Genomic DNA, 22867 nt, shown 5'->3' with positions numbered 1-22867 from the left:
AATCATCCTTCCACTTTCAGTTCCAAAATGGTATCACGCAATTCTGCTGCACGCTCGAAATCTAATGCTTTTGCTGCATCTTTCATTTCTTTTTCGAGGGTTAGCAATAGCGTTGCCTTCTCGTCTTTTGTGAGTTTCTTTCCTTTTGTTACTTTTTCCATATATGTCACCGTTTCTTCAGAGTCGTGTGATGCACGAATTACATCGCGAATCTCTTTCTGAATCGTAGTCGGTGTTTTACCATGTTTTTCGTTATATTCTTTCTGTATCGTGCGTCGGCGTTCTGTTTCGCCAATCGCTTTGGTCATCGAATCCGTCATACGATCCGCATACATAATGACATGACCATTCGAATTACGTGCAGCACGTCCAATCGTTTGAATGAGTGAACGTTCAGAACGTAAAAATCCTTCTTTATCAGCATCTAAGATTGTCACAAGTGATACCTCTGGAATATCTAGTCCTTCTCTTAATAAGTTTATTCCTATTAAGACATCGTACACGCCCATTCGAAGTTCACGAATGATTTCAATTCGTTCTAACGTTTTTATTTCTGAATGGAGATAGTTTACTTTTACCCCAATTTCTTTTAGGTAAGCCGAAAGATCTTCGGACATTTTTTTCGTAAGCGTCGTTACTAGTACGCGTTCATTCTTCTCTGTTCGCTTACGGATTTCTTCTATTAAATCATCAATTTGTCCTTCGATTGGGCGAACTTCAATCGTTGGGTCAAGTAGCCCCGTTGGACGGATGATTTGTTCGACCATTTCCGGCGTGTGCTCTAACTCATATGGGCCAGGAGTGGCAGATACAAATATCGCTTGTTTCATATGACCTTCAAATTCTTGGAACGTTAAAGGACGGTTATCCATGGCAGATGGTAAACGGAATCCGTGATCCACCAAAACTTTTTTACGAGCTTGGTCACCGTTGAACATACCTCGAACCTGTGGTAACGTTACGTGACTTTCATCTACTACCAACAAGAAATCATCTGGGAAGTAATCAAGCAATGTATAAGGAGTTGCACCAGGTTCACGTAAAGTTAAATGACGAGAGTAGTTTTCAATTCCTGAACAAAAGCCCATTTCTCGCATCATTTCTAAATCATAACGCGTCCGTTGCTCAAGTCGCTGTGCTTCGAGTAACTTGTCCTCAGCTCTCATAATTTTCAACTGTTCTTCTAGTTCAACTTCAATGTTTTCGATAGCTTTGACGAGTTTTTCTTCACGTGTCACGAAATGGGAATTCGGAAATATAGCAACATGCTCACGTTCTCCAATAATCTCGCCAGTTAGAGCATCTACTTCACGAATACGATCTACTTCGTCTCCAAAAAACTCAACACGAATACAACGTTCGTCGCGAGAAGCTGGGAATATCTCTACAACATCTCCTCGAACGCGAAATTTACCTCGTACAAAGTTCACATCATTTCTCTCGTATTGAATATCAACCAATTTTCTCAAAAGTTGATTGCGTTCAATTTCCATTCCTTTGCGAAGGGATAACACCATTTCTCTATATTCTTCAGGATTACCGAGTCCGTAAATGCATGATACGGAAGCGACGATTAAGACATCTTCCCTTTCAAATAATGCAGAGGTTGCTGAGTGACGTAGCTTATCAATTTCCTCATTTATACTCGAATCCTTTTCGATGTACGTATCGGTTTGCGGAACATAAGCTTCCGGTTGATAGTAATCATAAAAACTAACAAAGTATTCAACTGCATTATTTGGAAAAAACTCTTTAAACTCACTATATAATTGGCCTGCCAATGTTTTATTGTGGGCCATGACTAGCGTGGGACGTTTAATTTCTTTCACGACATTCGAAACAGTGAATGTTTTCCCAGTTCCCGTTGCTCCAAGTAAAGTTTGATATTTTTTTCCATTTTCAAGTCCTTGTATTAATTCTTTAATGGCTTGAGGCTGATCTCCATCTGGGCGATAAGGAGCTTGTAAATCAAATGACTGTACGATAACAATTCCTCCTATAATAAAGCAATATTTGCTCTGAAATTCGTATTTTATTTATACTTTTAGCTTATCATATTCCCTTTTTTATTACGAACAAAAAGCGAACGTATGTTTTTTCGTGAAATTTTGAAAGACACAGCTTGCACCGAAGCTGGTGAAAGCTATGTCTTTCTTTTACTTTTATCCGTAAACCATACTTTCTAATCCGTACAAGCAAAAATCCGTTCTTCGAAAAGAACGGATACTCTAAAGGATTATTAGGTTAAAGAACTTCACTCTCACGTTGAAGTTCTTGAAGTTCTTGCGCAAAAGCAACAAAGGATCCTTTGTTTTTTTGATCAAGTGCATCATCAATTAATGTAAGTAATCTCTCTTTTCGCTGCTCCCGATGCACATGGTTTAAAAATAAATCCATATAAATCTCATTCAGCAGCTTTTCTGCTTCAGTAACCGTTTGACTCCGTCCCATGGCTTTCAGAAAGTCGGCATAAGAATAATATTTATCCATCGCATTCACCTCGGATGCCTTTTTTCTATTATAGATAATAAAGCAGTAAAGTTGCAAATGTTTTTTTCTGAAAATTCAATTATATTTTTATCCGAATATTTTCATTTTTTAATTAATTAATATTGCAGAATTTCCAAATTTCTCTATAATAGGGTTTGTAGGCTAAAAAAGGGGATGTGAATATTTGAACACTCAATTGTCTGTTGCATCGAATTACCTCGTTTCATTCAATACCGTTTCACTCGAACCAATTTGGATTGAACACAAGCTATGTACACGTGTTATTGAAAACCATGCTGAGTTTATTGTAAAAATGAAACCTATTAACATTATTAAAAAGTCACTCATTTTTTATGGTACCTCTTATAAGCACGCCACATTTTTTTCTAAAGAAGCCATTGGTAACTTACATAAGATCCCAATTATTCTTTCACATGATTTCGGTCACCCTCTCATCATGATGCCGACACTTTCTCCAGATTCAGACAGTAACATATGGATTGCTTTTTCTGCAGTCGAATATTACTCTCAAAACTCACTTGGACAATGCCTCGTACATTTCACGAATACACGCGTGATTCCAGTCAACGTTTCGTATACCACGATGTGCAGACAATTTGTTCTTTGTCACTTTCTTATGAACCATTTCCAAAAAACTCGTCAACATATTCAAAAACCATTTTCACAGCCTCCAGTTACATATTTACAAAGCCGTATCACGCCAAAGCGTTAAACTTCACACATTAATAGTAAAAGTCCTTCCTATGCTTATAGAAAGGACTTTTAAACATATACTTATTCTCAATTGACTTGTTTCATCTTGACCAAATACACGCCAAGAAGTTCCTCTACACGATTGCGCAGCCGGACATTTAGGTAGCGACGGTGTTCTTCGTAACCGCCGTAGAAGAAGACATATTCGGTGAAGGTATCATCGCGGTTGCCTCGGATGATTTTCATGTTCTTTTGGCGGAGATACAATTTCGTATCTTTTAACTCACGTTGAGCCTCTTTTACTGCTTGATCAATCATTGCGACATAAGGCCTTTTCAATTTAAAAGGTCCTTTTTCCACAATTTCGCGATCCCGCTCCAAAACCGTCAAAACCATTGGCAAGTAAATCATATTTTCGAAATGGGGTAAACTCTCTGCTGGAATGAGTGGCATGCTCTCGCCTCCTTTAAGAACGTTTGTTCGTATTTTTAGTGTAACCTATTTTTTAAAAAATACAAGTGCCAATAATTACTTTTTCTTTCACAAACCCTTGTCCCGTCTCATTTCAAGTCTACTTGAATGAGATTTTAGTCAAAATAAAAAGACCTTTTCAGGTCCTAGAAGAAGCTAGATGTTCGCTATTTAACCGATCTGCTAGCTTGATATTTTCTTTTAAATAAACAGGTAGGTCCGCATGATTTAGAATTTCTTGTGTAGTCATCCAGACTACTTCATCCACTTCATCACTGCTTTTTGCAAATGCTTCGCCAACAAATCCTTTGCAAAGAAACACGATATCGACAACGTGGATACCAGAATCAGTGATGAACGAAGAACTATTTACGTAACTCAAGTTCGAAACCTCAATCCCGATTTCTTCATCGACTTCTCGAATTAACGTTCTTTCTAAAATATCTGAAGAAGCAGCACTTTCTTTATCCACTTGACCACCAACCAAAGATAGACAACCTCCAGCATGTTCTTCTTTTTCACTTCGTCTAATTAAGAGCCATTTGTCTTCTTTGAAAATGGCAGCTTCTACATTTACAGCAAACATAGATATTTCCCCCTAAAATCTATTCATCGAATGGTTTAATTCATCATGTGGTTCAAAAAGTTGAATCATCTCTAAGGTTGGATGAGATTTGTGTATTTTCTTAACTAATGTTTCAACCCCAAAAATTTCAGTGAAGGTGTGGCTGCCGACAAAGAGATTGATTCCAACCAATTGTGCGTATTGAATCGTATACAAGTTCACTTCGCCAGTGATATATGTATCGCACCCACTATCTAACGCTGACTTAATATGATTAGTAGTGTTGCCTGCACCTGTTAAAATGCCGACACGTTTAATTTCTTGCTGATTATTTTTCCATACGCGAACAGGTTCATTTAAAGTAGTTTGCATTCTTTCTGCAAACATTTCAAAAGGAATCGGTTTTGAATACTCTCCTACTCCTGGAATGCTATCACCTTGAAAAAATGAATACTTTAAAATCGTGTCCACTTCTAGCACTTTCATTAATGATGTACACGTACCAAAATCCACATAATCTAAAGGACCGTGAATGAAAAAGTGACTGATATTGTGTTGAGTTAGCAGCTTCATACATTCGTTTTTTAATCCATAAATAAAATCCCACGCATCATGATGTGTAATCATCAAATCTACCTTATGTATAATCGCTTGTTCAATTGTTGCAGGTGTTAAATTTGTGCAAAAGCCTACTTTATTAATCGACGTGTTGGATCTGTTTAAAAACCCAAAGTCACCCTCATGATCGTCCAGTAACTGTTTTTCAAATAACTCATGTAATGTCTGTTGAAATTCAGATAAGTTCAAGACCGTTTCACCTCACTGCTTTATTGAAAGAAAAAGCTATCCTCATCAGAGGATAGCTTAAGCCATTTGACTAGACCAGCGCATAGCTTGATTATAGGCTTGACGAAGTTGCTCTTCCGTTAGGTCCAATTTCTCCGCAAAAAGTTGAATACGTACCCAATCCAATTGATCGAAAGCTACTGCCAGGTTTAAGTAATCGGACATTTCGGTATCATTCCCAACCAAAGTATCAACAACTTGATCGGATAAAGGTAGTTGTTGCAAGATTTGACTAAATGGTTTGTGTAAAAGCGAATCCATTAATGAAAACATACCTGTTAGGAAATATTCTGATGAATTCTCTTTTCGATTATACTTTGCTAGCAATTCACAGAATTTCGCACGGAATAAAGAGGAAACAATCAGTGCATTTCGACTGAAATCTAGCTCATCTCGCATGGTTTCACGCATTGCCAAAATATATATCCATTTATGTAATTCTGTTAATCCTAAAACGACAACTGCCTGTTTAATCGATCTCACTTTATTTTTTGAAGGTGAAGCATTAATGAGTTTTAACAACTTAAACGATAATGACACATCACGTTCAATTAAATCTGAAATATGGGACACATTCGCATGTTCTTGACTGATTAAACCGATAATTCGGAAATAGTTTGCCAAATTAGCTGGAATATCTTTTCCTTGGATGATATGAGGTTTAGCGAAAAAATATCCTTGAAAAAGGTGGTAACCTGCTTTTATTGCTTCTTCAAACTCCGCACGAGTTTCCACTTTTTCAGCTAGTAAATGAATATGTGGATGATTGGTTTTAATAAACACTTCAATATCTTTTCGTTCAGATGGAGTAGTTCCCATAAAATCTACTTTAATAAAATCTACGAATGAAAAAATTTCTTTCGCTTGAAGAATTTCTTTCGTTAAAACAAAATCATCAAGAGCAATTCTAAACCCTTTATGTTTCAACTGACGGATACTGCTGATTAATGAAGAAGTTATTTGAACGTTTTCTAAAATCTCAATTACAATATGTTTCGAGTCGAGCGTATCGAAAATTGGTTCATGCAATAGGTTTTCCGTAAAGTTAATAAAACACGGACGACCATTTGATAAGTCATCTAAGCCAATGGTTAAAAAAGAATTGATGAGAACCTCCATAGTCGCATGATCCCCATCAATTTGAGGAAATGAATTTAAATCACTATTTCGATATAAAAGCTCGTAAGCAAAAATTTTTTCCGTTCGGTCAAATATGGGTTGACGCCCAATAAATATCTCCATTTATGCGCCTCATTTACTAAAATTGATAGGGACAGTATACCAAAAAATCCTAAATAATCCTATTTAATTTTTCTGTTTTTTGACTTAAATACCCATATAGAGATAATGAAAATTGACGCAGAAGTTATTAACAAAGGTTCATGAGCTGTCCAAATACTAAATAGTGTCGAAGTCATCGCTAAAATTGCAATGATTCCTGCAAAAATCCGAGTTTGAAGCAACATACGTTCATCTCGTCGTAAAGCATCACGGCCCATCTGGTACTCCCGCATTCGAGTCGGTTCTTCCAAAAATGTTATTACTTTCTGAGGGAACTGACGTAGAGGTCCAATGGCATTTAAAGCAAGTCGCAAGACATCTTCTTTTGAAAATACACCGCCATTTTCTTTCTGCATAGACGCCCATTCCATTACACGAGGTTTCGCTATCGCCAGTAAATCTACTTTCGGATCCAAAACATGCAAAACACCCACAAACGTAGAGACTGCACGACCAAAGAACGCAAATTCAGCTGGCAATTGTACAGGTTGAGTCCGAACAATTAAACGTAAATCGTCTAGGAGACGGTCAACAACAAAGCTATCCATTTGAGTTAATTCTTCCGACTCATATGCAGCAACCACACGAGAAATAGAATCCGCTAGCAAGCGACGATCGGCATTTGGCAATAAAAACCGAAGCTCTTCTAACCCATCTAACACTTGATCATATTGTTTGAAAATAATCCCCTCGACTACTTTTAAAACTGAGCGAGACTCACTTTGTGAAATAGAGCCTACCATCCCAAAATCAATTAACACAATAGTACCGTCTGGTTTCAATAAAATATTCCCGCCATGAGGATCGGCATGGAACTGGCCACCATCTAGTACTTGCTCTAAAAATAGACGAAAAAGTCTTTCTGAAAGTACTCTGCGGTTAATTTCATTTCGTTCAATAAAAGCCAAATCGGTAACTCGAGCACCTTCAATCCATTCCATCACAAGTACACGTCTTGTAGAAAATTCATCGAAATAAACCGGAAACACGACACCAGGCATATCCTCAAAACGATCGGCAAACTGACGTCCATTTCGAAGTTCTTGTAAGAAATTCAGCTCTGCCCCAATCGTTTCAACCATTTCACTATATAAAAGATTGAAATCAATTTGTTTTCCAAAGGACGTGAATTTCTTCGCTAACCAAATCACAATTTTCATCGCTCGAAAATCAGCTCGTAAAATCCGATCGATATCAGGACGCTGTATTTTAATCGCAACTGTCGTGCCATCGAGCAATGTTCCTTTATACACTTCTCCAATAGAAGCTGAAGCTACTGGTTTATCCGATAGGAAAGACAAATAATCGGTATGTAACACATTCCATTCTTCTTCTAATAAAGATAAGGCTTTTTCCCTTGGTACTGCAGGTACACGATCGGTTAACCCTTCAAGCTCTGCTATAAATGAAGGGGGCATAATATCTGCACGAGTGGACAAAAACTGCCCCATCTTAATCATCAGCCCACCAATTTTCAAGGCAGTCCGTTTATATTCTTTCGCTTGTTTAGTGACTAGTCTCTCCCATTTCACATCAGTAGATGATGTCCAACGTCCTATGTAGCGGCGCTGAAAAAACGTAACTTGTACAAAGAATTTCACAGACATCCATACAATACGAAAAATCCGGTACAACGTAATTCGTTCCATATCAGTCGCCTCCTTTTCAATTCATTATAGAGACTGATGGTAACAAGGTCCAAAAAGTGATATGTTTTGTAGGAGAAAAGTTTTCTGAAATGTGAACAAACTGAGGAGGATACAAAATGGAAGGCATTCGTTATGAACAGAATGGAAATTTAGCAATTATCACGTTAAACCGACCTGATTCAATGAACGCGTTTAATTATGAAATGTTGAGAGAGCTAGGACAAGTAGCTGAGGCAATTCGTATTAACCCAGATATTCGCGTGGTTATTTTTACGGGAGCTGGCGAAAAAGCATTTAGTGTTGGTGCTGATTTAAAAGAACGTAAAACATTAACTGAACAACAAGTGAAACGTAATATATACAAGATCGGTGAGGTTTTTTCATCGATCGAAAGCTTGCCACAACCGACAATCGCTATGATGAATGGCTATGCATTTGGAGGCGGTATGGAGCTCGCACTATCTTGTGACTTCCGAATTGCTGCTCATGATATTACTCTCGGATTAACAGAAACGAGTTTAGCGATTATACCGGGAGCAGGTGGAACGCAACGTTTGCCTAGACTAATCGGTGAATCAAAAGCAATGGAATTAATTTTGACAGCACGACGACTAAATGCTGAAGAAGCTCTATCTTACGGTATTTTAACGAAAGTGGTTGCAAAAGAGAGCTTACTAGAAGAAACAGGGAAATTTGCAGATATGATGCTTGCAAACGGACCAGTTGCTTTACAACAAGCTAAATTTGCCATAAAACATGGGATGAACGCAGACTTACAAACAGGATTACATATTGAACGAAAAGCATACGAAATGACGATTCCAACTGAAGACCGTGTAGAAGCATTACTGGCATTCAGTGAAAAACGCAAACCTCAGTTTAAAGGTAAATAAGGAATCACAGCTGCTGTTCCCTTTTTTGCAGGGAACAGCTTTTATTTTGGGTTCTAACCACTTCCACTAATTAAAAATTACAACTGAGATGTCGATTATTCTAACCAAGAATGCTATTTTTCTAACTGAGAACGTCATAATTCTAACCAAGAGTGCCAAACCTCTAACTGAGACCAAGAAAACGCAAAAAGTCACTCCACACAAACGCATGGAGTGACATTAATCATCAATGTATTAAGCTAAACCTTGTTGTAAATCTTCTAGTAAATCCTCGACATCTTCAATGCCGACTGATATACGAACCAATCCGTCCAATATGCCGAGTTCTTGACGACGATCAGCTGGAATCGATGCGTGAGTCATCTGTGCAGGGACAGAAATCAAGCTTTCTACCGCTCCTAAACTTTCAGCTAGTGTGAAGTAACGCAATTTCTTCAATAACTGTGCGGCTTTTTCTGTGCTACCTACGTCAAATGAAATCATTCCACCAAATCCAGTGGTTTGTTTCTTCATAATGTCATGTCCGGCATGTGTTTCAAGTCCAGGATAATAAACCTTGCCTACCGCTTCATGAGCAACTAAGAAATCAGCAATTCGTTTCGCGTTCGAATTCGTTTCTTCCATACGAATGCCAAGCGTTTTCAACCCTCGAATAAGTAGCCATGAATCTTGCGGTCCTAATATGGCCCCTACTGAATTTTGAACAAAATGAAGTTCCTTAGCCAATTCCTCGGTAGCTACTACAACTAATCCAGCGACTACATCACTATGGCCACCAATGTATTTCGTGGCACTATGCAAGACGATATCAGCACCTAAGGAAATCGGTTGCTGCAAATAAGGCGTCATGAACGTGTTATCTACGATTGTTAGAAGTCCTTTAGATTTTGCGAGCTTCGCAATGTCAGCGATATTTGTTACTTTCAATAAAGGATTCGTAGGTGTTTCCAAGAATACCGCCTTCGTATTTTCTTGAATAGCCGCTTCAAATTCAGCCAAATTTGAAGAATCCACAAATGTAGATTCAATGCCGAAGCGGTTTAACACTTTCGTCATCACGCGATATGTACCACCGTACACATCGTCGGTCATCACGATATGATCACCAGAGTTAAACAGCATCATTACTGAACTGATTGCCGCCATTCCAGATCCAAATGCAAAACCTGCATGTCCTCCTTCGAGGTCACTGATTAATACTTCAAGTGCATGACGTGTTGGATTTCCAGTACGAGAATATTCGTATCCTCGGAAATCACCTACTGCATCTTGTTTATACGTACTTACTTGATAAATAGGTGTTGAAACAGCACCGGTCGTTTCATCTCCAACGATGCCAGCGTGTATTAATTTCGTTTTAGGTCTCATCTTTATTCATCCTCCTTTAAAAGATCATACACATTTTGACTTAAATACCGTTCACTAGAGTCTGCAAAAATGGTGACGATATGACTTCCTGGCTTGGCTACTTTCGCTTCTTCTAACGAGGCAAATAAAGTAGCTCCAGATGAACTTCCTACAAGTAAGCCTTCTTTTAAAGACAACTCACGAAGTTTGTCAAAAGCGTCTCGATCCGTCACTGTATGAATGGCATTAAAATAGGATTTGTCCATATACGCAGGTAAAAATTCCATTCCAATTCCTTCGGTATAATGAGAACCAGCTTCTCCACCGTTTAATATAGATCCTTCTGGTTCTACAATCACTGTCTTAATGTTTGCTTTTTGACTTTTTAAATACCTAGCCGTTCCCATAAATGTTCCACCTGAACCCGCTCCAGCAACAAACACATCAATTTCACCATCTAAGTCACGCCATAACTCAGGACCTAATGTGTGCACGTATGTTTCCGGATTAGCTGGATTCGAAAATTGGGAAGGTGAAAAAGCACCTGGAGTTTCCTGAACCAACTCCTTGGCTTTTTCAATCGCTCCTTTCATTCCTAGCTCAGTTGGCGTATTTACAATTTCAGCACCAAGAGCTCGCATCAGCGTTTGCTTTTCCATACTGAATTTTTGAGGTACAACAAATTTGACCGTATATCCTTTTCCAATCGCTGCTAAAGCTACACCAATTCCAGTATTCCCAGCAGTGGGTTCGATTATCGTTCCACCTGGAAGTAATTGACCAGACTCTTCTGCATCCCGAAGTAGTGATAATCCTAAGCGATCCTTGACACTTCCGCCAGGATTCATAAATTCGAGTTTCGCAAAAATACGACAATTGTTTGGAATTTCAATATTCTTTAATTCAACAACAGGTGTATTCCCTATTAATTCATGTACACTTCCATAAACATTCATTAAGCTTCCTCCGCAAAGACCACGTGCCATTCATCTTTTTTCATAAGCATATCACGAGCGATGGCTTTTGCGCCTTCTAAACTGTGGTTAGCTGCCCAGCCACATTGCACTTCATTACAAGCAGGAACTTCCGTTGCATTTAAAACATCTTCTAACGTTTTTTCTAATATCACCAAAATCTCGTCAAAGTCGTCATGATTTATTACCGCTAAATAAAAACCTGTCTGACATCCCATTGGACTCATATCCACAACTTTGTCTGTATGGTTCCGAATATTTTCCGCCATTAAATGTTCAATAGAGTGAAGACCTGCCATTTCCATATGTTCATTGTTAGGTTGTTTAAAACGAATATCATATTTTAAAATTTCGTCACCGTTCGCTCCAAGTTTTCTACCTGCTAAACGAACATAAGGCGCAACCACTTTTGTATGATCTAAATTAAAACTTTCTACATTCATTTGTTTCATTTTTCAACACTCCTTTAGTTTTTAGTTGCTTCTATCAGCCATACATAATCATTCATACGCTCAAAACGAACATCAAATCCAGCATTCTTAAATTTTGTTTCTAAAATAGAAATAGTTGTATAGTATTCTCGTTCCAAATCATCTGCTACGTTGTTAAAACCACGCGTGCGTTCTTTTATAATTTGGTCTTGTTTTGCTTGTTCTGAAATAAAAACTGTATCGGCAAATACCACTTTTCCACCCTTAGATAAAAGACTTGCATATTGATGAACAGCTTTACCTTTATCTTCATCCGTTAAATGATGAAAAACGTAAGAGCTGACAATTGTATCTATATGTTCAGTTGTTTCAAAAGATAGCAAATCCCCATCCGTTAATGAAATGTGAGGAAAGCGTTCTCCTGTAACTTTTCGCATTGCTGCATTTGGTTCAATACCGATTACCTTGTAACCCGCACTGATTAACTTGGCAGTTAAATTACCAGTTCCAGTTCCAAATTCAAGTACTGTGCCAAAAGATCGTTCAGTAACCGCTGTTAAAATTTCCTCATATTTATCAAACACATCCCGATATTCAGGATCTTTCCCTGAAACGGATGCATCATATGAATCTATCCAGTCATCAAAAATCTCTACGAATTCACGTCCCACAGCGAATCCCCCTTTTACATCTATATTATTCCTACCTGTATACTTGGTATTAGGTTAACAACCCTATTTATATCATAGATTTTTAAAATAATCTAATCTTATCTTCTTTTAATTCGACAATAAAAGAACTCCTCCCTTCGCGATAGCGAAATGGAGGAGTTTGTCTTTACTTAATTCAATGCTTCCCAATCTTCTCTTAAAATACCCATTCGAATGGAGTCATAATAGACATCATTATAGAAGCGAACTTTTCGAATACGCGCTTCCATTGTCAGCCCTAGTTTTTCTCCAACCTTAACCATGCGCTCATTCCCAGACCAAGTCGTGAATCCAACGCGCACAAGTGGCATTTCTGTAAATAGCATATCCATCCACTGCTTCAAAGCATCAGTACCATAACCACCGCTCCAGTAAGATGGTTTGAATATGGTAATCCCCATTTCAAGCCACTTTGAAGGTTCATGTTCCCAATAGTACGAAACGATTCCAATTAATTCATTATTTACTTCAATGCCTTTTATTCGATTAGGTTCAAGATAGTAGGCCTTATTTTTCAAAAATTCTTTATATGTTTTAGGAGAATACGGATAATATGGCGCATCCCATTTTTTCCATTCTGGCGCCTCTTCTTTGGCACTCATTTCCCACAGTGCATATAAATCGTCTTCTTTTATTGGTCGTAACTGGACCGTACTTTTTGCTTGAATCAAAAAATCACCTCACATATACTTTTCAAACCAATCCACAATTTGTTGCAATCTTGCATAACGTAAACTTGGTGTACCTGTTCTTGAAAGGTTATGATCTGCGTCTGGGAATCTCACAAAACGCGTCTCTTTTTTCATTTGTTTTAAAGTTATATAAAGCTGTTCTGCTTGCTCAATTGGACATCGGAAATCTTTTTCGCTATGAAGAATTAGTAATGGCGTTTCTACATTACTTGCATATTTTAATGGCGAGTGATTCCAAAGCTTATCCACATCCGTCATGTCCGCTCCGATTTGCCATTCGTTAAAATAATAACCAATGTCTGAGACACCAAAGAAGCTAATCCAGTTCGAAATGGATCGCTGTGTTACAGCCGCTTTGAAACGATTTGTATGGCCGACAATCCAGTTCGTCATAAATCCACCATAACTACCACCCGTTACACCAAGGCGTGATTGATCAATCCATTCATGATCAGCTAATACTGAGTCCAAGCCATCCATAATGTCTTGATAATCATCTCCACCATAATCTCCTCGCACTGAGTCGACAAATTGTTGACTATACCCATGACTCCCTCGTGGATTTAAATACAACACACCATATCCTTGCGCTGCTAATAAATGTAGCTCGTGGAAGAAGGTATTAGCAAACATCGCATGAGGTCCTCCATGAATTTCAACAATTAATGGATATTTCTCTCCTTCAATATATCCTGCAGGCTTCATTAACCAACCATGAACATCGAAATCTTTGGCACCTTTATACGTAAGCGGTTCAGCTGCAACTAACTCTACTTCCTCTTCAAAAGCTTTATTAAAAGAAGTTAAAGCTTTTCTTTCTCCTGTAGCAATCGTGTGCAAATATAGTTCTCCAACTGTAGTGGGTGTAGAAACCGTCACCAATGCAAACTCACCAGATTCCGCAACATCATAGCCGTACACATGTTCATCCTCACCAGTCGCAGGATACATTTCACCTTCTAGAGATGCTGCATATAATCGAACATCGCCCATCGTCGACACTTGGAAATATACATGATGATTGTTTGTCCAAACAACACTTGGTGCATCCGCTCCTTGCTGATGGTCTGCGACTACTAAATCTCCTACGGGTGCGTCAATGCCTTCCGTTAACACTTCTCGAATCCCATTTTCAATGTCATACACATACAGTTCAGTGTGTGTCGCATTTTTAAATGAAGCGTCACTTCCTACAAAAGCGATTTTTGAATCATCAAAAGAAAATGCAGCACCACCATAATAGCCATCTTCTTCAATGATTGCCGTTTCTTCTTTTGATTCAATATCAACTAAATACAAAGACTGGCGGAACTCAAAGTCCTGATTTTCAGAACGGTTGACATTAAAGACAATTTTCTTGCCATCATGAGAAATCGCTTGTAACCCATACATATGGTTGCCATCCGTAAATTGCGTGACTTCTTCCGTCTCTAAATCGATATAGCCAATATGCTTGTAAACATCTTGAGGAAGTAATCCTACACCATCCATTTTGTACTTCATTTTATCGACTACAACCGGTTCGGGCTTTTTCTTTTCTTCTTTTTCTGGTTCATCTGTGAAATCCTTTCCTTCTTTTAATGAAGCTGAGAACCAAATTTTCTTGCCACATGGAGACCATAAGTAGCTACTTACACCTTTTTCAAAAGTTGTTATCTTTCGTGCTTCGCCACCTTTAGTTGACAGAACGTAAAGCTGATTTTTTTCATTTCTGGTTGATAAAAATGCCAGTTTTGATCCGTCTGCTGAAAAAGAAGGGCTTGATACTCTTTCTTTCCCGTGCGTCCACTGCGTTAACTCTTTCGAATCAAGATCTACATGCCATAAATTAGCTTGATATGTATTTTCATTGTCATCAATCATCGTATGTATAAACACAGCTTCTTTTTGATTTGGTGCCAATGTCGGTTGAGTGACTGAAACTAATTTAGTTAAATCATCAATTGTGAGTTTTCGTTTTGTCATGGTTTTTCCCCCTTAAATCTAGTCCTCTATCTATTTCGACAACCGTATTAAATTCCCTTTAATTTTTAGCATGAATTTCCTGTCGTTTTCTTGATACGTCTGAAGTATGTTTGTAAGAGGAACTATTGGAGGGTACAACATGATTTGGATTGTATTAGGAATGAGCCTCATTTTAGTAGGATTCATTGGAATCTACTATTTAATATTCAAATTCGATCGGAAAAAATTAGATGTAAATTATATCGACACACCTTCGTTTGATGGGATTTTCTCAATTCTTCTCTTTTTTATCGTCATCATTTTAATAGCTTTATTTCATGAAAAATTACCGAATTGGTTTATACGTTCAGTTTTATTGATCGTTTGTCTTCTTCCTATACTACTTGGTGTATTTTTGATTATTGATGAGATTTCCGGGATAACCGACGCCATTTCATAAGATTTCGAACCCAAAGTGATTATTTTTTCTGTTTAGGGTAAAGATGAGGAAATAAAGAGCGGGAGGTTTTTACATGAATTCTTTTGAGTTGCCGCATATTCCAAAATCGTATTGGAGAGAAAAACAAAGTCAAGCTGTCTATTCTTCAGTTGAATCGAATGTATCAACTGACATTTTGATTGTTGGAGCAGGTATTGTAGGTGTAACTGCAGCTTATTTATTAGCAAAAGAAGGAGCTAATGTCACGGTTATTGAAGGTAGTAGCATTGCGAGTGGCACGACTGGTTTTACCACAGCTAAAGTAACGGCTCAACATGGACCGATTTATCATCAGCTCATCAAAAATTTTGGAGAGGAAAAGGCAAAACTATATTATCAAGCGAATCAAGAAGCCTTAGACAACATACGGAACTTAGTTCAATTACTGTCGATTGATTGTGATTTAGAACAACGAGATGCTATTTTATACGCTGAATTTGAAGAAGGCAAACAGTTATTGCGTGAAGAAAAACAAGCCTATGACACATTAGAAATTCCTGGTGACTTATCAAGTGCAATACCGAGTCTTCCTTTCTCAGTCGAAGAAACGTTGTCGATGTCTAACCAAGCACAATTCCACCCCGTGAAATATGTCGCTGCATTAGTGGAAGAAGCTAAAAAGTTAGGTGTGACATTTTATGAAAACACGAGAGCAATGAAGGTTAAGAATGGAGATACAGTAACCGTAACATTAAAAAACGGATATGAAATGGAAGCAAAACAACTGTTAGTTACCAGTCACTTTCCTTTTAATGATGAAGACGGACTCTATTTTTCAAGACTCGCGCCAAACAGATCATATGTCGTTTGTGCAAAAGTGACAGAGACTAAGTTAAATGGCATGTATATCAATGTAGAAAAACCGACTCGTTCTATTCGTACTGCTCAAGGACCTCAGGGAGAAACCTATATTTTAGTTGGTGGTGAAGGTCACAAAACGGGACAAAACAAAGTAGAAACAAGTAAATCTTACGAAACATTAGCCAATTTTGCTAAACAACATTTTGCTGTCGAATCCATTGACTATCATTGGTCAGCACAAGATTTAGCTACACTGGATCAAGTCCCTTACATCGGAAAAGCAATGACAGGAATGTCCAACATCTTCGTTGCTACTGGTTTTGATAAATGGGGAATGACAAATGGGACAAACGCAGCCTATTTATTAAAAGACTTATGTTTGAACAAACCAAATCCATATCAAGAATTATTTGATCCAACCCGCTCGAAATTAAAACCGGAAGATGCGAAGAACTTTATAAAAGAAAATTCAAATGTTGCATTAGAGTTAATCAAAGGGAAAGTGACTAGACCTTCTAACATGTTAGAAGAGCTACAAATCGATGAAGGTAAAATCGTGATGATTGATCATCACAAAACCGGTGCCTATAAAGATCATCAAGGAAAAGTTCACTTGGTGAAACCGACCTGTACACATATGGGGTGTGACGTAAATTGGAATGATGCCGAGCGCTCTTGGGATTGTCCATGTCATGGATCACGTTTTTCGTATACTGGAGAAGTACTCGAAGGTCCAGCGGTTGAACCTCTTCACGTTCAACACCTTAAAGAGGAAAATAAGTAAGTTTAGTGAAAGCGTCCTAATGGGCGCTTTTTGTTTTGGGCAAAAAAAAGAGGATAGGCAGGCCCTATCCCAAAAAGTAAATACTAATTTGACGTTAAAACTGAATCACATCAGGACTGATGTACTTCATGACAACTGGCAAATAGCGACAACAGACTGAAAAAATAGTAAAACATCCATATACGGTGATTGTTATAAAAAAAGTGATTGTAACTACTTGTATCGGTTTGGGCAAACCATGATTTCGTTGAAGTAATACAAGTGCTATCACTAGTATGACAATCATCAATACGATTATTTTCATATTCCTTCCCCTTATCATCGGAAATCTAGTTGCACGGTTGTGTATACCGTTCACTCTTATAATAGTACTAGATAAGATGCGACAAAATTCGCTAAAATGTTGGGAATGTTTTCACATTTGACTATGAAAAATCGACGATTTTTAAATAAAATTTCCTAAGCATTCTTTTGTTTAGTTAGCGGCGTTCATATAGTAATATGATGGTAATAGATTTCAACATAAGGAGTGCCACGAATGCAGAATTTAGGACAAGTGATAAAGTTAGAAAGATTAAAACGAAATATGAAGCAAATCACGTTGGCACAAGGCATTTGCACGCCTTCCTACTTAAGCAAAATTGAAAACAATTCCATTATACCTAGCCAAGAAGTCATGGATTTATTACTTGAAAGACTCGATTTAACGATTGCTCAAAATAGTAATGGAGATGATCAAAGCTACCTGGAAGAGGTAAATAAGATCTATTTTGAAGCGGTTATGAATAAAGATCGTGCATTTATTCAAGAAAAGTTGCAGGAATTAAACGAAGAACAGTATCTCTTTCATGAAGTTACAAATTATTACACCCATCAATTAGTTCTTTTACGGATGTCACTAATCTTGCCAGATACACAAGCAAATAGGTTTAATCCCACTGCCCCATTAGCTGACCTTGTGACTGATTTTACAGATTATCAGTCTTTTTTATATTACGTAAACGCTGGGATTTTTTATTCTCATCAAAATAATCATGCGGATTCATTAGAAGCTTTTGAGAAAGCGATTGAGTATTATCACCTTATTAATCTAGAACCATGGGAAGAAGCAGATTTTAACTACCTGCTGTCAGAGTGTTACTTGGCACATCAGAGATGGGTCATTTCTGTCGAATACATTCAACATGCATTGGAATTTTTCAAAAATGGATTTTACAATTCTCGCGTAGTCGAATGCTATTTGATATTATCCATCGCGCTTGATAAATCTCATAAAACCGATGAAGCCTATGATAATTTAATACTGGCACAAAAAATCTGTACACAAATGAATTTACACGATCATATTCCTGTTATTAAGCAAGGGCTTGGAACTTTATTATCGACTAAAGGCGAATTCGAAAAAGCCATTCAGCATTTCAAAGAGAGTCTTGAAATCCGTTCAGAACAGAGTCAAAAACTACAGCCTCTCTTTTCCTTAATAAAAGAGTATTCAAAGTTAGGACGATCAGAAGAAGTTATTAAATGGGCATCCGAGGGCTTGAACATTTTAAATTCAGAGTCTAGTTCTTCACTAGAGAATTACCATCACCATTTCACGGTTTACAAATTACGAAGCGAACAAGCCAGTACGTATGAAAGTAAAACGGTTAAAGCGATCCAATTTTTTAAAGATGTTAAAGATTACAGACATGCTCAAAAATATTCACTCTTTTTGGCCGAGTATTTCACTGAAAACACGAAATACAAAAACGCAGCAAAATACTACGCCTTATCTAACGACTATTTGTTTTTAAAACAAGACATTACATTTTGGGAAGATTTATAGATTCATTGAGGAGTATCAGGATGAACACATTCGGACACGTCATTAAATTTGAACGAATAAGACAAAACATCAAACAAGTGAAGCTAGCTGATGGGATCTGTACCCCGTCTTATTTAAGTAAGATTGAAAGTAATTCGATTGTGCCGAGTGAGGAAATATTGGGGCTGTTGTTTGAGAGATTATCGATAAAACTTTCAAGTTCAAAAAAAGATGATAATGAATTTTTGGACTATGTACGCTCCATTTATTTGGAAGCTATTAAAACCAAAGATAAGATGTTGGTCTCCAAACAGCTTGAAGAAATTCTTAACACGCACTACCTCTTCAAAAATCAAAGTTGTTTCTATACCTATATCTTAATGGTAATAAGATTGAAGATTATGGTACAAAAAGTTAATTCAGATACGCTTTCTTACCTATCCTCCATTTCTAATTTTTCGTCAAAATTTGATTCACATCAGCTACTACTCTTTCATTCTTTTAATGGGTATATGCATTATTACAATAATGACCGAGATAATGCATTACAATCTTTAGAAAAAGCAAAAACATTTCATGGATTAAGTAACTTAGAAGATTGTGAATCTGCGGATTTTCATTTTCTATACGGATTATTTAATTTACATAATAATAAAATCATTGTATCTTTAGATTTTCTTTCTAGAGCTCAATCATATTTCAACAAGGAATTACTTCTCTTACGCTCAGTTGAATCTTATATTACTACCGCAGTTGCATACCAAGTTGCATCAAGTTTAGATAAACATTTTGAATATTTAATGCTAGCAGAGCATCTTGCATTAGAGGGTGATATGAAAGAAAATCTGGCACTTATTTATTTTAATATGGCTACCTATTACAACTTAAACAAGAACATAATTAAAGCTATTGATTATTATCATAAGTGTCTTCATCTTACACATAATTCCTTCGTTTATATGAAGACGGTCTACTGTATTATTTTGCAAAATTCAATGATTAATAATATTGATGAAGTTCTCAAATGGAGCAAGAAAGGCATAGAATTATTCACCTTGGATCCCGATGAGCTTGCAAAGGGTCTGGATTATCACTTTAAAATTCATTTATCTTTACATTCTAATTTCGATAAATTCGAAGATATTGTAACAGAAGCTATTCAATATTTTGATAAAACTAAAGATTACCGACATGCCAATAAATATGCCATGCTAATAGCTAAATATTTTTATGCTGCAGGTAAATATAAAAAAGCCACCAATTATTATCAATTGGCGACTGTCTATTTAGCTAAAAAGGAAAATCGTAGATTTACTGAGGAGATATAAATTCAGTTCTACTTTAGGGGTTACATTATGAACACATTCGGCCACATCATTAAATTCGAACGAATAAGACAAAACATCAAACAAGTCCAACTTTCTGATGGGATCTGTACCCCGTCTTATTTAAGTAAGATTGAAAGTAATTCGATTGTGCCGAGTGAGGAAATTTTGGGGCTGCTGTTTAAGAGATTGTCGCTAAAGTTCAATAATAAAGACATGACGGAAGAAGAATATTTACTTAAGTTTAGAGATTTATATTTTGATGCTTTAAAAACGAAGGATAAAGAAAAAACAACTTTAGTATTAGAAAAATTAACTATAGAAGGATATCCTTTTTCAAATCCGTCATTCTATTATAGTTTTCTACTAATGTATTTTAGGCTAAAGGTACTGACATTTTATATTGAAGAAGATACGTTAAATTTTATATCGACAATCGCAAAATTCTCGGATGACTTTGACTCATACCAGCTATTTCAACTAAATACATGTATCGGTTACTATCATTTTTACAAATTCGAATATGAACCTACATTTGACGCTTTTGAAAAAGCTCAAGATTATTTAAAAAATTGTAATGTAGATAATTGTGAAGTAGCTGATTTTAATTATTTAATTGGACTGATTTGTTTTCATCAAGAAAAATTAGTTGCTTCTAAGGAATACATGAATGAAGCACTTAAGTATTATACGAAAGAATTTTTATACACTCGTGCTACGGAATGCTATATCATAATTGCTCTCATTCATAGAAGATCAATGAATTTAATTGAAGGTAGAGAAACACTTTTACTTGCGGAAAAATTAGCAAAATTATCAAATGTGGAAGATTATTTACTACCCATAATTTATTTTAATTTAGCATCCATTTATGCCTTAAATAAAGACCATTTGAAAGCAACACAAGCATATATAAATAGTATGAATCTTTCCGAGGATCCTGCTGTGAGAATCCGTTACATCTATAGTATTGTTCTTGAGACCTCAAAGATGAATAATAGAGATGAAGTCATCAAATGGAGTGATCTGGGAATCAAAATTTACGATACTCATCCTTCTGATGAGATAGAGCCATATTATTTTCATTTGAAATACTATCAATCGCAATCCACTAACTCAGATAACATAAAAATACCTTTAGAATCACTCATAAAATATTTTGCAAAACACAATGATTATAGACATGCTTACAAATATTCAATTAAACTCGCGTCCCTTCTACATAGGGAAAAAAAATATCAAAAAGCTGCCAAGTATTATTCGAAAGCAAACTCATATCTATCATTAAGAGAGAAAAGAAAGTTTAAAGAAGAAATTTGAATTGTTTCTTAGATGATCGGAGATATTAAAATGGATATTTATGGGCACATTATTAAATTCGAACGACTTAAACAAGATATGAAGCAAGTCACTTTAGCGGAAGGGATATGTCAGCCTTCTTACTTAAGTAGAATTGAAAATAATTCGATTGTGCCAAGTGGAGAAATAATAGAGATGATCGTAAATAAACTTAAATTAAACATCTCCCCATTTGATATGCCTGAATCAGAGTTTATTTCCAATGTACAAAGTGAGTACAAAGAAGCCATTCTATTTAAAGATCGAGAAAAAACATCGCTCTTACTCAAAGAGTTAATTCAAAAACCTGTCAATTTTTCAGATGTGACACTTTTTTATGATTTTCAGTTAATGGTTTTAAGACTAAATTTAATATCACATGGTATCCAATTTCCAACAAAAAATATATTGTTCGCCCTTTCCGAATTAAGAGGTCATTTCAATTATCAGCAACAATTCACTTTTTATATTAATGTAGGATTTATAAAATATATTGAAGATGATTTAGAGTCATCTTTAGAAAATTTTCAAAAAGCTATAAAAATAATGCCAAATATTAAATGTAAAGCTTGGGAAATTGCAGATATGGAGTATGCTTTAGGACTTGTATATCTTGATTTACACCGGTATGTTTCTGCAATCGAGTTCACAAAGCATTCTATTATTTTCTTTGATAAAAATTTTTACAATACACGCTCCATTGAAGCTTATATTGTATTATCTATCGCATACAAAAATTCACAGAACTATGAACAAGCATTATCAGTACTTAAATTAGCTCAAAATAAGGCATTAATAATGAATCATAAGAATCACCTTTCACTTCTGCATTACAATATTGGAGCAATTGCTACACTACAAGGAAATTCAACATCTGCGATTACTAATTATCTTTCATGTATCGCTCTGAGTAGTAAAGACTTGAATACTGCAACAAGTATGGTGGCACTGATTATTGAATTTGCAAAAAAGAGAGATTACACTTCTGTCATTGAATGGTGTCAAAAAGGTATTTCTTTGTGTAAAAACTCTTCCGATCCAACATTGAAATTTAGAGAGCCACATTTCCTATGTTATCAAGCAATTTATGGTGATGGTGACAATTTTGAAAGAACACTGCAAAAATGCATTAATACTTTCGAACATCATAAAGAATTTAGGTATTCTCATAAATATAGCTTAAAACTTGCCGAATATTATTTGGAAAACAAAAAATACAAAAAAGCAGCAATACAATATAAAAAAGCAAATGAATATTTAGCATTAAAAGAAAATCGAAAATTCACTGAAGACTTGTAATTGAAAG

22 protein-coding genes are annotated in these 22867 nt (G+C 36.3%); 8 read left to right on the top strand and 14 right to left on the bottom strand.

All coding sequences use genetic code 11. The features are described from left to right. Positions 1 to 2: 2 nt before the first annotated feature. On the bottom strand, positions 3 to 1985 hold the full coding sequence (gene uvrB / locus ACHUE4_RS08005) for an excinuclease ABC subunit UvrB (protein WP_394188873.1): 1983 nt from the start codon (positions 1983 to 1985) through the stop codon (positions 3 to 5). Positions 1986 to 2244: 259 nt separating this feature from the next. Continuing rightward, positions 2245 to 2490: an IDEAL domain-containing protein gene (locus ACHUE4_RS08000; RefSeq protein ID WP_394188843.1), complete on the bottom strand. Its 246-nt coding sequence runs from the start codon at positions 2488 to 2490 to the stop codon at positions 2245 to 2247. 184 nt (positions 2491 to 2674) lie between these two features. Here ACHUE4_RS08000 and ACHUE4_RS07995 point away from each other — a divergent pair, with 184 nt between their 5' ends. Next, a complete protein-coding gene (locus tag ACHUE4_RS07995) occupies positions 2675 to 3223 on the top strand; it encodes a competence protein ComK (RefSeq protein ID WP_394188842.1) in 549 nt (182 codons plus the stop codon). Positions 3224 to 3291: 68 nt separating this feature from the next. Here ACHUE4_RS07995 and ACHUE4_RS07990 read toward each other — a convergent pair whose 3' ends face one another. From ACHUE4_RS07990 to ACHUE4_RS07970, 5 genes are all read right to left on the bottom strand, one after another. Beyond that, on the bottom strand, positions 3292 to 3657 hold the full coding sequence (locus tag ACHUE4_RS07990) for a hypothetical protein (protein ID WP_394188841.1): 366 nt from the start codon (positions 3655 to 3657) through the stop codon (positions 3292 to 3294). A 157-nt stretch (positions 3658 to 3814) separates the two neighbouring features. Further along, positions 3815 to 4261 carry an NUDIX hydrolase gene (locus tag ACHUE4_RS07985; RefSeq protein WP_394188840.1) on the bottom strand — a complete coding sequence of 149 codons (447 nt, stop codon included), beginning with the start codon at positions 4259 to 4261 and terminating at the stop codon, positions 3815 to 3817. Between the two features lie 12 nt (positions 4262 to 4273). Beyond that, on the bottom strand, positions 4274 to 5047 hold the full coding sequence (locus ACHUE4_RS07980; protein ID WP_394188839.1) for a Nif3-like dinuclear metal center hexameric protein: 774 nt from the start codon (positions 5045 to 5047) through the stop codon (positions 4274 to 4276). Positions 5048 to 5104: 57 nt separating this feature from the next. Next, entirely contained in the window at positions 5105 to 6328 is a 1224-nt protein-coding gene (locus tag ACHUE4_RS07975; RefSeq protein ID WP_394188838.1) for an EAL and HDOD domain-containing protein, read from the bottom strand. A 59-nt stretch (positions 6329 to 6387) separates the two neighbouring features. Next, positions 6388 to 8016: an ABC1 kinase family protein gene (locus ACHUE4_RS07970; protein ID WP_394188837.1), complete on the bottom strand. Its 1629-nt coding sequence runs from the start codon at positions 8014 to 8016 to the stop codon at positions 6388 to 6390. Positions 8017 to 8132: 116 nt separating this feature from the next. Here ACHUE4_RS07970 and ACHUE4_RS07965 point away from each other — a divergent pair, with 116 nt between their 5' ends. After that, positions 8133 to 8909 (top strand): enoyl-CoA hydratase-related protein, encoded by a 777-nt coding sequence (locus ACHUE4_RS07965; protein ID WP_394188836.1) that lies wholly within the window; start codon positions 8133 to 8135, stop codon positions 8907 to 8909. A 234-nt stretch (positions 8910 to 9143) separates the two neighbouring features. Here ACHUE4_RS07965 and ACHUE4_RS07960 read toward each other — a convergent pair whose 3' ends face one another. The 6 genes from ACHUE4_RS07960 to ACHUE4_RS07935 form a co-directional block, all read right to left on the bottom strand. Continuing rightward, a complete protein-coding gene (locus ACHUE4_RS07960) occupies positions 9144 to 10277 on the bottom strand; it encodes a bifunctional cystathionine gamma-lyase/homocysteine desulfhydrase (protein ID WP_394188835.1) in 1134 nt (377 codons plus the stop codon). Positions 10278 to 10279: 2 nt separating this feature from the next. Then, positions 10280 to 11212: a PLP-dependent cysteine synthase family protein gene (locus ACHUE4_RS07955; RefSeq protein WP_394188834.1), complete on the bottom strand. Its 933-nt coding sequence runs from the start codon at positions 11210 to 11212 to the stop codon at positions 10280 to 10282. Next, positions 11212 to 11682, bottom strand: a complete 471-nt coding sequence (locus ACHUE4_RS07950; RefSeq protein WP_394188833.1) for an S-ribosylhomocysteine lyase — start codon at positions 11680 to 11682, stop codon at positions 11212 to 11214. The genes ACHUE4_RS07955 and ACHUE4_RS07950 overlap by 1 nt, the downstream gene beginning before the upstream one ends. 14 nt (positions 11683 to 11696) lie before the next feature. After that, the gene (locus tag ACHUE4_RS07945; RefSeq protein WP_394188832.1) at positions 11697 to 12332 is read right to left on the bottom strand and encodes a class I SAM-dependent DNA methyltransferase; all 636 of its coding nucleotides are present in this window, start codon (positions 12330 to 12332) and stop codon (positions 11697 to 11699) included. A gap of 170 nt (positions 12333 to 12502) precedes the next feature. Continuing rightward, the gene (locus tag ACHUE4_RS07940) at positions 12503 to 13039 is read right to left on the bottom strand and encodes a GNAT family N-acetyltransferase (protein ID WP_394188872.1); all 537 of its coding nucleotides are present in this window, start codon (positions 13037 to 13039) and stop codon (positions 12503 to 12505) included. Positions 13040 to 13051: 12 nt separating this feature from the next. After that, positions 13052 to 15028, bottom strand: a complete 1977-nt coding sequence (locus ACHUE4_RS07935; RefSeq protein WP_394188831.1) for a S9 family peptidase — start codon at positions 15026 to 15028, stop codon at positions 13052 to 13054. A 139-nt stretch (positions 15029 to 15167) separates the two neighbouring features. Between ACHUE4_RS07935 and ACHUE4_RS07930 the strand changes: the two genes are divergently transcribed. After that, complete coding sequence (locus ACHUE4_RS07930) at positions 15168 to 15467, top strand: hypothetical protein (protein ID WP_394188830.1); 300 nt, start codon at positions 15168 to 15170, stop codon at positions 15465 to 15467. A 73-nt stretch (positions 15468 to 15540) separates the two neighbouring features. Next, positions 15541 to 17091, top strand: coding sequence for an FAD-dependent oxidoreductase (locus tag ACHUE4_RS07925; protein ID WP_394188829.1), 1551 nt, complete (start codon positions 15541 to 15543; stop codon positions 17089 to 17091). 94 nt (positions 17092 to 17185) lie between these two features. Here the strand turns inward: ACHUE4_RS07925 and ACHUE4_RS07920 are convergent, their stop codons facing one another. Further along, on the bottom strand, positions 17186 to 17395 hold the full coding sequence (locus ACHUE4_RS07920) for a hypothetical protein (protein WP_394188828.1): 210 nt from the start codon (positions 17393 to 17395) through the stop codon (positions 17186 to 17188). Between the two features lie 234 nt (positions 17396 to 17629). Between ACHUE4_RS07920 and ACHUE4_RS07915 the strand changes: the two genes are divergently transcribed. Genes ACHUE4_RS07915 through ACHUE4_RS07900 form a run of 4 tightly spaced genes read left to right on the top strand, consistent with a single transcriptional unit; the run spans position 17630 to position 22860 of the window. Further along, a complete protein-coding gene (locus tag ACHUE4_RS07915; RefSeq protein ID WP_394188827.1) occupies positions 17630 to 18919 on the top strand; it encodes a helix-turn-helix domain-containing protein in 1290 nt (429 codons plus the stop codon). A 20-nt stretch (positions 18920 to 18939) separates the two neighbouring features. Next, positions 18940 to 20226, top strand: a complete 1287-nt coding sequence (locus ACHUE4_RS07910) for a helix-turn-helix domain-containing protein (RefSeq protein ID WP_394188826.1) — start codon at positions 18940 to 18942, stop codon at positions 20224 to 20226. A 27-nt stretch (positions 20227 to 20253) separates the two neighbouring features. Continuing rightward, positions 20254 to 21543 carry a helix-turn-helix domain-containing protein gene (locus tag ACHUE4_RS07905; RefSeq protein WP_394188825.1) on the top strand — a complete coding sequence of 430 codons (1290 nt, stop codon included), beginning with the start codon at positions 20254 to 20256 and terminating at the stop codon, positions 21541 to 21543. A 30-nt stretch (positions 21544 to 21573) separates the two neighbouring features. Beyond that, the gene (locus ACHUE4_RS07900; RefSeq protein ID WP_394188824.1) at positions 21574 to 22860 is read left to right on the top strand and encodes a helix-turn-helix domain-containing protein; all 1287 of its coding nucleotides are present in this window, start codon (positions 21574 to 21576) and stop codon (positions 22858 to 22860) included. The last annotated feature ends 7 nt before the right edge of the window (positions 22861 to 22867 follow it).

The organism is Paenisporosarcina quisquiliarum (genome assembly GCF_043641925.1).
Classification (GTDB): Bacteria; Bacillota; Bacilli; order Bacillales_A; family Planococcaceae; genus Paenisporosarcina; species Paenisporosarcina quisquiliarum_A.
The sequence above is the reverse complement of the archived record's forward strand: the minus strand, read 5'-3'. Positions and strand labels throughout refer to the sequence as shown.